Origin of the sequence: Roseovarius sp. A46 (genome assembly GCF_004126395.1) — a bacterium.
In the GTDB taxonomy this organism is placed as follows: Bacteria; Pseudomonadota; Alphaproteobacteria; order Rhodobacterales; family Rhodobacteraceae; genus Roseovarius; species Roseovarius nitratireducens.
In genome coordinates this window covers 126541-138446 of sequence record NZ_PVWS01000003.1, presented here as the reverse complement: position 1 = coordinate 138446, position 11906 = coordinate 126541, and the positions used below count along the sequence as shown (strand labels likewise).

The 11906-nt window shown below is 65.1% G+C and carries 5 protein-coding genes; 4 read left to right on the top strand and 1 reads right to left on the bottom strand.

Annotated elements, in window-relative coordinates; all coding sequences use genetic code 11:
• The first annotated feature begins 84 nt into the window (after nucleotides 1-84).
• The 4 genes from rplJ (at nucleotide 85) to rpoC (ending at nucleotide 9774) form a co-directional block, all read left to right on the top strand.
• Nucleotides 85-603 carry a 50S ribosomal protein L10 gene (gene rplJ / locus C6W92_RS03195; RefSeq protein ID WP_129431617.1) on the top strand — a complete coding sequence of 173 codons (519 nt, stop codon included), beginning with the start codon at nucleotides 85-87 and terminating at the stop codon, nucleotides 601-603.
• 72 nt (nucleotides 604-675) lie between these two features.
• Nucleotides 676-1056, top strand: coding sequence for a 50S ribosomal protein L7/L12 (gene rplL, locus C6W92_RS03190; RefSeq protein ID WP_104017442.1), 381 nt, complete (start codon nucleotides 676-678; stop codon nucleotides 1054-1056).
• Between the two features lie 235 nt (nucleotides 1057-1291).
• Nucleotides 1292-5428, top strand: coding sequence for a DNA-directed RNA polymerase subunit beta (gene rpoB / locus C6W92_RS03185; RefSeq protein WP_129431616.1), 4137 nt, complete (start codon nucleotides 1292-1294; stop codon nucleotides 5426-5428).
• A 98-nt stretch (nucleotides 5429-5526) separates the two neighbouring features.
• Nucleotides 5527-9774 carry a DNA-directed RNA polymerase subunit beta' gene (gene rpoC / locus C6W92_RS03180; RefSeq protein ID WP_129431615.1) on the top strand — a complete coding sequence of 1416 codons (4248 nt, stop codon included), beginning with the start codon at nucleotides 5527-5529 and terminating at the stop codon, nucleotides 9772-9774.
• 98 nt (nucleotides 9775-9872) lie between these two features.
• Here the strand turns inward: rpoC and C6W92_RS03175 are convergent, their stop codons facing one another.
• Nucleotides 9873-11906, bottom strand: a complete 2034-nt coding sequence (locus tag C6W92_RS03175; RefSeq protein WP_129431614.1) for an ABC transporter ATP-binding protein — start codon at nucleotides 11904-11906, stop codon at nucleotides 9873-9875.

Below are 11906 nucleotides of genomic sequence, written 5' to 3'. Positions count from 1 at the left end.
GACCCTGACATTGGACCCGAACGCCGCCCCACGGAGGGTGGCACAACTGAGCCGGGGGGAAACCCCCAGATTTGGAGTGAAACTGTGGATAGAGCCCAGAAAGAGAAAGTGGTCGATGAACTCGGCCAGATCTTCGAAAGCTCTGGCGTCGTGGTGGTTGCCCACTACACGGGTCTGACAGTTGCCGAGATGCAGGATCTTCGTGCCCGTGCCCGTGCGGCCGAGGCATCGGTCCGCGTCGCCAAGAACAGGCTCGCCAAGATCGCCCTTGAGGGCAAGCCGTGCGCAAGCATTGCTGACTACCTCTCGGGCATGACCGTGCTGACCTTTTCCGAGGACCCCGTGGCAGCAGCCAAGGTGGCCGAGGATTTCGCCAAGGATAACAAGAAATTCGAGATCCTTGGCGGGGCAATGGGCAGCACGGCTCTGGACCGTGCCGGTGTCGAGGCCACGTCGAAACTGCCGTCGCGCGATGAGCTCATCGCGACGATTGCAGGCATGATCGGCGCACCTGCCTCGAACATCGCGGGGGCCATTGGCGCACCTGCCTCGAACATCGCGAGCATCCTCTCGACGATCGAGGAACGGGCCGAAGCGGCCTGAGGCAAACTGTCAAACGCGTGTGGGGCGGTGCCCCGACGTTGGAACACATCTAGATACGGAAAGAGCTGAACAATGGCTGATCTGAAAAAACTCGCGGAAGAGATCGTCGGTCTGACGCTTCTCGAAGCACAAGAACTGAAAACCATCCTCAAGGACGAGTACGGCATCGAGCCCGCCGCCGGCGGCGCGGTCATGATGGCCGGCCCCGCAGGCGACGCCGGTGGCGAAGCCGCCGAGGAGCAGACCGAATTCGACGTGATCCTGAAATCGGCCGGTGCGTCGAAGATCAACGTCATCAAGGAGGTCCGCGCGATCACGGGCCTTGGTCTCAAGGAAGCCAAGGACCTCGTCGAGGCCGGTGGAAAGGCCGTCAAGGAGCAGGTCTCCAAGGACGAAGCCGAAGAGATCAAGGGCAAGCTGGAAGCAGCCGGCGCCGAGGTCGAACTCAAGTGATCGCCGCACAACGTGTGGCATGACCATAGGCTGGGCCCGGAAAATCCGGGCCCGGCCGAACCTGTCTCAGAGAGGCCCTGGCCGTGCCGGGGGTTCTTTCAGGCGAGGTTCGTGCGATCGGGAGGCCTCTGGTGGGACAGAGGCCGGGAATGGATCGCCCCGCCCTCTCGGAAGACCGCGGCGCTGTAGCCCGACAGCGTAGGCGGCCGGTGAGAAACGAAAGGTGAGATCAATCATGGCTCAGACCTACCTCGGCCAGAAGCGTTTGCGCAGGTATTACGGCAAGATTCGTGAAGTTCTGGAGATGCCGAACCTCATCGAGGTTCAGAAATCCTCGTATGACCTGTTCCTTAATTCCGGCGACCAGCCGGAGCCGCAGGACGGCGAGGGGATCAAGGGCGTCTTTCAATCGGCCTTTCCGATCAAGGATTTCAACGAGACCAGCGTGCTCGAATTCGTCAGCTACGAGCTGGAGAAGCCGAAATACGACGTCGAGGAGTGCATGCAGCGCGACATGACCTATGCCGCGCCGCTCAAGGTCAAGCTGCGGCTGATCGTGTTCGATGTGGACGAGGATACCGGCGCGAAATCCGTCAAGGATATCAAGGAGCAGGACGTGTTCATGGGCGACATGCCGCTCATGACGCATAACGGCACCTTTATCGTCAACGGCACCGAGCGCGTGGTCGTCAGCCAGATGCACCGTAGCCCTGGCGTGTTCTTCGACCATGACAAGGGCAAGACGCACAGCTCGGGCAAGCTGTTGTTCACCTGCCGCATCATCCCCTATCGCGGCTCGTGGCTCGATTTCGAGTTCGACGCCAAGGACATCGTGTATGCCCGCATCGACCGGCGCCGCAAGCTGCCGGTGACGACGCTGCTCTATGCGCTCGGTCTCGATCAGGAAGGCATCATGAATGCCTATTACGACACCGTCGACTACAAGCTGAAGAAGAAGAAGGGCTGGGTCACCAAGTTCTTCCCCGAGCGGGTGCGCGGCACGCGCCCGACCTATGACCTGGTGGACGCCAAGACCGGCGAGGTCATCTGCGAAGCGGGCAAGAAGGTCACGCCGCGCGCCGTCAAGCAGCTCATCGACGAGGGCAAGGTTGCCAACCTGCTGGTGCCCTTCGACCAGATCGTGGGCAAGTTCGTTGCGCGCGACATCATCGACGAGGAAACCGGCGCGATCCATGTCGAGGCGGGCGATGAGCTGACGCTGGAGTACGACAAGGACGGCACCGTGACCGGCGGCACGCTTCAGGCGCTGCTCGACGCCGGGATCACCGATATCCCGGTGCTCGACATCGACGGGATCAACGTGGGCCCCTACATCCGCAACACGATGGCGGTGGACAAGAACATGAGCCGCGAGAGCGCGCTGATGGACATCTATCGCGTGATGCGCCCCGGCGAGCCGCCCACCGAGGAGGCCTCGACGGCACTCTTTGACACGCTGTTCGCGGATTCCGACCGCTACGATCTTTCGGCGGTGGGCCGCGTCAAGATGAACATGCGCCTCAACCTCGACAAGCCCGACACGCAGCGCACGCTGGACCGCGACGATATCGTGGCCTGTGTCAAGGCGCTGGTGGAGCTGCGCGACGGCAAGGGTGACGTCGATGATATCGACCACCTCGGCAACCGCCGGGTGCGTTCGGTGGGCGAGCTGATGGAGAACCAGTATCGCGTGGGTCTTCTGCGGATGGAGCGCGCGATCAAGGAGCGGATGAGCTCGGTCGAGATCGACACCGTGATGCCGCAGGATCTCATCAACGCCAAGCCCGCGGCGGCGGCTGTGCGTGAATTTTTCGGCTCTTCGCAGCTGTCGCAGTTCATGGACCAGACCAACCCGCTGTCGGAGGTCACCCACAAGCGGCGCCTCTCGGCGCTCGGGCCGGGGGGTCTGACGCGCGAGCGGGCGGGGTTCGAGGTGCGCGACGTGCACCCGACCCATTACGGCCGCATGTGCCCCATCGAGACGCCGGAAGGGCCGAATATCGGCCTCATCAACAGCCTCGCCACATTCGCGCGGGTCAACAAGTACGGCTTTATCGAGACCCCGTATCGCCGCGTCGAGAACGGGCAGGTCACCGACGAGGTGGTCTACATGTCCGCCACCGAGGAGATGCGCCACACCGTGGCGCAGGCCAACGCGACGCTCGATGAGGATGGCAGGTTCGTCAACGAGATGGTCAACACGCGGCGGTCGGGCGAATACATGCTCGCCCCCGTGGAGCACGTGGACCTGATCGACGTGAGCCCCAAGCAGCTCGTCTCCGTGGCTGCCTCGCTGATCCCGTTCCTGGAAAACGACGACGCCAACCGCGCGCTCATGGGCTCGAACATGCAGCGGCAATCGGTGCCGACCCTGCGCTCGGAGGCGCCGCTCGTGGGGACCGGCATCGAGGGCAAGGTGGCCGAGGATTCCGGCGCAGCCATCATGGCGCGGCGCGCGGGCGTGATCGACCAGGTGGATGCGCAACGCATCGTGGTGCGCGCCACCGAGGATCTCGAGATCGGCGATCCCGGTGTCGATATCTACCGGCTGCGCAAGTTCCAGCGCTCGAACCAGAACAGCTGCATCAACCAGCGTCCGCTGGTCAAGGTGGGTGACACGGTCGAAAAGAACGAGGTCATCGCCGACGGCCCCTGCACCGACATGGGTGAGCTGGCGCTGGGCAAGAACGTGATCGTCGCGTTCATGCCTTGGAACGGCTACAACTACGAAGACTCGATCCTGATCTCGGAACGGATCGTGCGCGACGACGTGTTCACCTCTGTCCATATCGAGGAATTCGAGGTTGCCGCCCGCGACACCAAGCTGGGACCGGAAGAGATCACCCGCGACATTCCCAACGTGGGCGAGGAGGCGCTGCGCAACCTCGACGAGGCGGGGATCGTCTATATCGGGGCCGACGTGCAGCCCGGCGACATCCTGGTGGGCAAGATCACCCCCAAGGGCGAAAGCCCGATGACGCCCGAGGAAAAACTGCTGCGCGCGATCTTTGGCGAGAAGGCGAGCGACGTGCGCGACACCTCGCTGCGCGTCAAGCCGGGCGATTTCGGCACCGTGGTCGAGGTGCGCGTGTTCAACCGCCACGGCGTGGAAAAGGACGAGCGTGCGCTGCAGATCGAGCGCGAGGAGGTCGAGCGTCTGGCGCGTGACCGCGATGACGAGATGGCGATCCTCGAGCGCAACATCTACGCGCGTCTTCAGCAGCTTATCCTCGGCAAGGTGGCGGTCAAGGGGCCCAAGGGCGTCAAGGCCAATTCCGAGATCACCGAGGAATTGCTCAGCACGCTGACCCGCGGCCAGTGGTGGCAGCTCGCGCTCAAGGACGAGGCGGATGCACAGGTGGTCGAGGCGCTGCACGAGCAGTTCGAGGTGCAGAAGCGCACGCTTGAGGCCCGCTTCGAGGACAAGGTCGAGAAGGTGCGCCGCGGCGATGACCTGCCGCCGGGCGTGATGAAGATGGTCAAGGTCTTCATCGCCATCAAGCGCAAGCTGCAACCCGGCGACAAGATGGCCGGGCGCCACGGCAACAAGGGCGTGATCTCCAAGGTGATCCCGATGGAGGACATGCCGTTCCTCGCCGATGGTACGCCGGTCGATGTCTGCCTCAACCCGCTGGGCGTGCCCAGCCGGATGAACGTGGGCCAGATCCTCGAGACGCATATGGGCTGGGCCGCGCGCGGCCTTGGGCTGCAGATCGACGAGGCGCTCAAGGACTATCGCCGCAGCGGCGATCTGACCCCGGTGCGCGAGGCGATGCGTATCGCCTATGGCGATGAGGTCTACGAGGAGGGCATCGCCGGCATGGACGAGGGTGCTCTTGTCGAGGCGGCGAGCAACGTGACTGGCGGTGTGCCGATCGCGACGCCGGTCTTTGACGGCGCCAAGGAGCCCGATGTCAACGACGCGCTCAAGCGTGCGGGCTTTGACGAGAGCGGCCAGTCGCAGCTCTTTGACGGGCGCACGGGCGAGCAGTTCTCGCGACCGGTGACCGTGGGCGTCAAGTACCTGCTCAAGCTGCACCACCTGGTGGACGACAAGATCCATGCGCGCTCGACCGGGCCGTACAGCCTGGTGACCCAGCAACCGCTGGGCGGCAAGGCGCAGTTCGGCGGCCAGCGCTTCGGCGAGATGGAGGTCTGGGCGCTGGAAGCCTATGGCGCCGCCTACACGCTGCAGGAGATGCTCACCGTCAAGTCCGACGACGTGGCGGGCCGCACCAAGGTCTACGAGAGCATCGTGAAAGGCGAGGACAATTTCGAGGCCGGCGTGCCGGAATCGTTCAACGTGCTCGTGAAAGAGGTGCGGGGTCTCGGCCTCAACATGGAACTCCTGGATGCGGAGGAGGATGAGTAAGCGCCGCGCGCCGGACCCTTTGAAAGGGTCCGGCGCGTTTTCTTTGCAAGAAGACGGCGCTGTTCCTCTCTCTACCGCCAGCCTCTAAGGATTTTAAAATGAACCAGGAACTCACGAATAACCCGTTCAACCCCGCGGCCCCGGCCAAGGTGTTCGACGAAATCAAGGTCAGCCTTGCCAGCCCCGAGCGTATCCTCAGCTGGTCCTATGGCGAGATCAAGAAGCCCGAGACCATCAACTACCGGACGTTCAAGCCCGAGCGTGACGGCCTGTTCTGTGCGCGCATCTTTGGCCCGATCAAGGATTACGAATGCCTGTGCGGCAAGTACAAGCGCATGAAGTACCGCGGCGTCGTGTGCGAGAAATGTGGTGTCGAGGTGACGCTGCAAAAGGTCCGGCGCGAGCGCATGGGCCATATCGAACTGGCCGCGCCCTGCGCGCATATCTGGTTCCTGAAATCGCTGCCGTCGCGCATCGGTCTGATGCTCGACATGACGCTGCGCGATCTGGAACGGGTGCTGTATTTCGAGAACTACGTGGTGATCGAGCCCGGCCTGACCGATCTGACCTATGGCCAGATGCTGTCGGAAGAAGAATTCATGGACGCGCAGGACGCCTATGGCATGGACGCCTTCACCGCCAATATCGGCGCCGAGGCGATCCGCGAGATGCTGGCCAATATCGACCTCGAGAACGAGGCCGAGACGCTGCGCGCCGATCTCAAGGAAGCGACCGGAGAGCTCAAGCCCAAGAAGATCATCAAGCGGCTCAAGGTGGTGGAATCCTTCCTCGAATCCGGCAACCGCCCGGAATGGATGATCATGACGGTGCTGCCGGTCATCCCGCCGGAACTGCGCCCGCTTGTGCCGCTGGACGGTGGCCGTTTTGCCACTTCGGACCTCAACGATCTCTATCGCCGGGTCATCAACCGCAACAACCGCCTCAAGCGGCTGATCGAGCTGCGCGCGCCCGACATCATCGTGCGCAACGAAAAGCGGATGCTGCAGGAGGCGGTGGACGCGCTGTTTGACAACGGCCGCCGCGGTCGGGTCATCACTGGCGCCAACAAGCGCCCGCTCAAGTCGCTGTCGGACATGCTCAAGGGCAAGCAGGGCCGTTTCCGCCAGAACCTGCTGGGCAAGCGGGTCGATTTCTCGGGTCGCTCGGTGATCGTGACCGGCCCGGAGCTCAAGCTGCATCAGTGCGGCCTGCCCAAGAAGATGGCGCTGGAGCTGTTCAAGCCGTTCATCTACTCGCGGCTGGAGGCAAAGGGCCTCAGCAGCACGGTGAAACAGGCCAAGAAGCTCGTGGAAAAAGAGCGCCCCGAGGTGTGGGACATCCTCGACGAGGTGATCCGCGAACACCCGGTGATGCTCAACCGCGCACCGACGCTGCACCGGCTGGGCATCCAGGCGTTCGAGCCGATGCTCATCGAGGGCAAGGCGATCCAGCTTCACCCGCTGGTCTGTGCCGCGTTCAACGCCGATTTCGACGGCGACCAGATGGCCGTGCACGTGCCGCTGAGCCTCGAAGCCCAGCTCGAGGCGCGGGTGTTGATGATGTCCACCAACAACGTGCTCAGCCCCGCCAACGGCGCACCGATCATCGTGCCGTCGCAGGACATGATCCTCGGGCTTTACTACGTGACGCTCGAGCGCGAGGGGATGAAGGGCGAGGGCATGGTGTTCTCGTCGCTCGATGAGGTGCAGCATGCGCTCGACGCGGGCGAGGTGCACCTGCACGCGCGCGTGACCGTCCGTGCCCCGCAGATCGACGAGGAGGGCAACGAGACCTTTGCCCGCGTCGAGACCACCCCGGGCCGTGCCAAGCTCGGCGCGCTGCTGCCGCCCAACGCCAAGGCGCCGTTCAGCCTGGTGAACCGGCTGTTGCGCAAGAAGGAGGTGCAGCAGATCATCGATACCGTCTACCGCTATTGCGGGCAGAAGGAATCGGTCATCTTCTGCGACCAGATCATGACCATGGGTTTCCGCGAGGCGTTCAAGGCCGGGATTTCCTTTGGCAAGGACGACATGGTGATCCCCGAGCAGAAATGGCCAATCGTCGAGGAGACCCGCACGCTCGTGAAGGGATTCGAGCAGCAGTACATGGACGGTCTCATCACGCAGGGCGAGAAGTACAACAAGGTCGTCGATGCCTGGTCGAAGTGCAACGACAAGGTGACCGAGGCGATGATGAACGCCATTTCCGCCGAGAAGCGCGACGAAGACGGCGGCGTGATGGAACCCAACAGCGTCTATATGATGGCCCACTCCGGTGCCCGTGGTTCGGTCACGCAGATGAAGCAGCTGGGGGGCATGCGCGGCCTGATGGCCAAGCCCTCGGGCGACATCATCGAGACGCCGATCATCTCGAACTTCAAGGAAGGCCTGACCGTTCTCGAATACTTCAACTCGACCCACGGCGCGCGTAAGGGCCTGTCCGATACCGCGCTCAAGACGGCGAACTCGGGCTACCTGACCCGTCGTCTGGTGGACGTGTCGCAGGACTGCATCGTGCGCCAGCACGATTGCGGAACCGAACGCGCGATCACCGTGGAGGCAGCGGTCAATGACGGCGAGGTAATCGCCTCGCTCGCCGAGCGCAGCCTCGGTCGTGTCGCCGCCGATGACATCGTCGATCCGATATCGGGCCGGGTTCTGGTCTCTGCCGGTCAGCTCATCGACGAGCGCATGGCCGACATACTCGACGAAACGGCGGTGCAGACCGTGCGCCTGCGCTCGCCGCTGACCTGCGAGGTCGATGACGGTGTCTGCGCCATGTGCTACGGGCGCGATCTGGCACGCGGCACGCTGGTGAATATCGGCGAGGCCGTGGGCATCATCGCCGCGCAGTCGATCGGCGAGCCGGGCACGCAGCTTACCATGCGGACCTTCCACATCGGCGGTGTCGCGCAGGGCGGGCAGCAATCGTTCCAGGAATCGAGCCAGGAGGGCGTGATCGCGTTCGAGAACGCGCAAACGCTGGTCAATTCGCGTGGCGAGACACTGGTGATGGGCCGCAACATGAAGCTGCGCATCATGTCCGATGCCGGCGTGGAGCTTGCCGGGCACAAGCTGGGCTATGGCACCAAGCTGTTCGTCGAGGAAGGCGAGCGCATCACTCGTGGCCAGAAGCTGTTTGAGTGGGACCCCTACACCCTGCCGATCCTCGCCGAGAAGCCCGGCAAGGCCAAGTTCGTCGATCTCGTCACCGGCGTCGCCGTGCGCGATGTCACCGACGAGGCCACCGGCATGACCCAGAAGATCGTGACCGACTGGCGTGCGGCACCGCGCGGCAACGAGCTCAAACCCGAAATCTTCATCATCGGAGCGGATGGCGAGCCGGTGCGCAACGACGTGGGCAACCCGGTGATCTACCCGATGTCCGTCGATGCGATCCTGTCGGTCGAGGACGGCGAGACCGTCGAGGCGGGCGACGTGGTGGCGCGCATCCCGCGCGAGGGCGGCAAGACCAAGGACATCACCGGCGGTCTGCCGCGGGTGGCGGAACTGTTCGAGGCGCGCCGGCCCAAGGATCACGCCATCATCGCCGAGATCGACGGTTATGTGCGCTTTGGCAAGGACTACAAGAACAAGCGCCGCATCAGTATCCAGCCCTCCAACGACAGCCGCGAGCCGGTGGAATACATGGTGCCCAAGGGCAAGCACATCCCGGTGCAGGAGGGGGATTATGTCCAGAAAGGCGACTATATCATGGACGGCAACCCGGCGCCGCATGATATCCTGGCGATCCTGGGCGTCGAGGCGCTGGCCAACTACATGATCGACGAGGTGCAGGAGGTCTATCGTCTGCAGGGCGTCAAGATCAACGACAAGCACATCGAGGTCATCGTGCGCCAGATGCTCCAGAAATGGGAGATCGACGAGTCGGGCGACACGACGCTGCTCAAGGGCGAGCATCTCGACAAGGTCGAGTTCGAAGAGGCCAATGCCAAGGCCGAGGCCCGTGGCGGACGTCCTGCCACCGGCGCGCCGATCCTGTTGGGCATCACCAAGGCGTCGTTGCAGACGCGCTCGTTCATCTCGGCGGCGTCGTTCCAGGAGACGACGCGCGTGCTGACCGAGGCTTCGGTGCAGGGCAAGCGTGACCGGCTCGTGGGGCTCAAGGAGAACGTGATCGTCGGGCGCCTGATCCCGGCGGGCACGGGCCGGGCCACGGCAGAGGTGCGCCGCGTCGCCCAGAGCCGCGACAACGTCGTGATCGAGGCCCGCCGCGAGGAGGCCGAAGCCGCCGCCGCGTTGGCCGCGCCGGTCGTGGATGACGATGTGAGCGCCGACGACGTGTTCGACAACTTCGTGGAAACGCCGGAGGGCCGCGAGGACTGATCACCTCGGTCAGACGAGACAGGAAAGCCCGGCCATCTGGCCGGGCTTTTCGCGTTTCGGGCCCTGCTTTCATTCAATGAAAGCGGATCGAGATCCTTTCAGGATTTCGCCTGCGCCGCATCATGCGCGTGCAGTTCGTCGAGCGGGATATGGCAATGGATGACGTGGCCGTCCGCCGTCTGCCGTGCGGGCGGCGTGTCGGTCTCGCAGATGGCGCCGCGTTTCACCGGGCAGCGCCGCTGGAACGGGCAGCCCCGTGCGGGCGGCGCAAGCTCGACTGCGTCCTCGGCCAGAAGCCGCGGTGCGTGGTCGGGATCGGGGGCGAGCACCGCGCCGAGCAGGACATCGGTATAGGGGTGGTGGGGCGGGGCAAAGACCGCCTCGGTCGGCCCCGCCTCGCAGATCCGCCCCTGGTAGAGCACCGCCACCCGGTCCGATAGCGCGCGCACAACCGTCAGGTCGTGGCTGACGAAGATGAAACCGGTGCCGTGGCGCGCCTTGAGATCGCCCAGCAATTCGAGCACGGCGGCCTGCACCGAGACGTCGAGCGCCGAGGTGATCTCGTCGCACAGCACGGCCTCGGGCCCGGCGGCAAAGGCGCGCGCCACCGCCACGCGCTGTTTCTCGCCCCCCGAGAGCTGCCCCGGCAGGCGGTCGAGGTAGTGCGCGCCGAGGCGCACGGTCTCGAGCAATTCGGCGGCGCGGTCGTGGCAGGGCTGTCCGCGCAACCCGAAATAGAGGCGCAGGGGCTGGGCGAGGATGTCGCCCACGGATTGCCGCGGGTTGAGGCTCTCGTCGGGGTTCTGGAATATCATCTGGATGCGGCGCAGGGTTTCGGGGCGGCGGCGTTCTGCCGAGGTGGCCAGATCGGTTCCGTCCTCCAGCGCGATCCGCCCGCTGGCGGGCGGCAGTAGCCCGGCGATCGCGCGCAGGATGGTGGATTTTCCGCTACCCGATTCGCCCACGAGGCCGAGCGTCTCGCCGTGCCGGAGCGTGAGGTCTATGCCTTCGACCGTGGCCGGGGGGCGGGGGATACCACGGAGCCGTGCCAGAAGGCCGGGGTTGTCATAGCGCACCGAGAGCGCGCGTGTGGAGAGAAGCGGCGGGCCGTCGGTTGCTGCGCCGGGCGCGGTGCTTTCCGATGGGGTGGGCGGGGCCACCTTTTCGGGATAGAGGCAGCGCGCGCGCTGGCCGTCGCGTGTCTCGGCCATCGGCGGGGGCGCGGCGCGGCAGTCATCGGTCGCGAGGGCGCAGCGCGGGGCAAAGGCACAGCCCGTTCGCGGTATGTCGGGCGTGGGCGGTCGCCCATCGAGTGCGCGGGGCAGGGTGCGCGCGCCGAGCCGGGGGATCGCCGCCAGCAGCGCCGCCGCGTAGGGATGCGAGGGTGCGGTCAGCACCGACCTCGCCGGACCCGCGAGCACCGTTTCGCCCGCGTAGAGCACATGCACCCGGTCGCAAACCTGCGCGATCACACCGAGATCGTGGCTGACATAGACCATCGCCATGTCGCGCTCGCGCGCCAGCCCGCGCAGCAGCGCGAGGATATGGGCCTGCGTGGTCACGTCGAGCCCGGTGGTGGGCTCGTCGAGCAGCAGGGCCTCGGGCTCGCCCGCCAGTGCCATCGCGATGGCCACGCGCTGTTGCTGCCCGCCCGAGAGCTCGTGCGGGTAGCGGGTGAGGATCGTGTCGGGATCGGGCAGACGCACCTGCGCAAGCAGGTCGCGCGCGCGTGTGCGGTGGGTGGCCGGATCGTGGTCGCAATGGAGGCGCAGCGCCTCGGCGATCTGCGTGCCGATGCGCTGCGTGGGTGTCAGCGCCTGCCCGGAGTTCTGCGGGATCAGGCCCAGCTTGCCGCCGCGGATGCGCGCGAGGGCAGGGGGCGCGAGGGCGAACATGTCCTGCCCGTCGAACCGCGCCGCGCCACCCAGCCGCGCCAGCCCGTGGCGCAGGTAGCCCATCGCCGCCAGTGCCAGCGTGCTCTTGCCCGAGCCGCTCTCGCCCACGATGCCCACGCTCTCGCCCCGGCAGACCGCCAGATCGACCTCGTGCAGCACCGGCAGCATTGCCCCTGACCGCCCGCGAAAGCCCACGCTGAGCCCGGAAATGTCGATGAGGGGGGGCTGTGCGCTCAT